An 841-nucleotide genomic window follows, 5' to 3' on the forward strand; every position below is an offset into this window, starting at 1 on the left:
TTCACCGCCCTGCACGCGGTGAGCGCCCTGGCCATCACGGGTGGCGACACCCCGCCCCCGGCCCGCATCGTGCTGCTGTCCGACGGCGGGGAGAACAAGCCGTCCAATCCCAGCGACCCGCACGACGGGGTCTACACGGCGGCGCGGCTGGCCCGGGACGAGGGGGTGCCCATCTCGACGATCTCGTTCGGCACCAAGACCGGCGAGATCGAGATGGACGGGCAGCGCGTGGCCGTCCCGGTTTCGACGGACCAGATGAAGACGATCGCCAAGCTGTCCGGCGGGCAGTCCTACACCGCCAGCAACATCGCCGAGCTCAACAAGAGCTACAACGCCATCGAGAAGGACATCGGCTATCGCACCGTGGCCGGGCCGGGCAGCGCCGGGTGGCTGCGCCTGGGCGTGATCACCGCCTTGATCGCGACGGCGCTGGCGCTGCTGATCAACCGGCGGCTGCCGGTCTGATCGTCAGGACGGCAGCCGGCGGTTCAGGAACAGGCCGGCCAGGATCGCGCCGGCCAACGCGACCGCCCCCAGCAGCATCCACGCCAGGCTGGCGTCGCCCTTGACGGTCTCGTACCCGATCTGGCGCTGCAGGGTCGAGTAGACGTTCTTCAGCGACTCCAGGCTGTCGGCGTGGAACGCCTGGCCGTCGGTGATCTCGCAGATCTTCTGCAGCGTCTGATCGTCGACGGGAACCGGGATGGTGGCGCCCTCGTACTCGACGGTGCCGTACGGCGTCCCGAAGGAGATGGTCGAGATCTGCACGCCCGCGGCCTTGGCGGCCCGGGCGGCGGTGAACGCCCCCTGCGGGGCGTTGGCGTCCAGCGGCACGTTCTTG

2 pseudogenes are annotated in these 841 nt (G+C 69.8%); one reads left to right on the top strand and one right to left on the bottom strand.

From position 1 onward, the window contains the following. Positions 1-465 (top strand): annotated as a pseudogene (locus A5691_RS06410) (hypothetical protein); the annotation flags it as partial. Positions 466-468: 3 nt separating this feature from the next. On the opposite strand, the pseudogene A5691_RS06415 reads toward A5691_RS06410, so the two are convergent. Continuing rightward, positions 469-841, bottom strand: a pseudogene (locus A5691_RS06415) (hypothetical protein); the annotation flags it as partial.

The sequence above is a fragment of the Mycobacterium sp. E183 genome (genome assembly GCF_001667735.1).
GTDB lineage: Bacteria > Actinomycetota > Actinomycetes > Mycobacteriales > Mycobacteriaceae > Mycobacterium.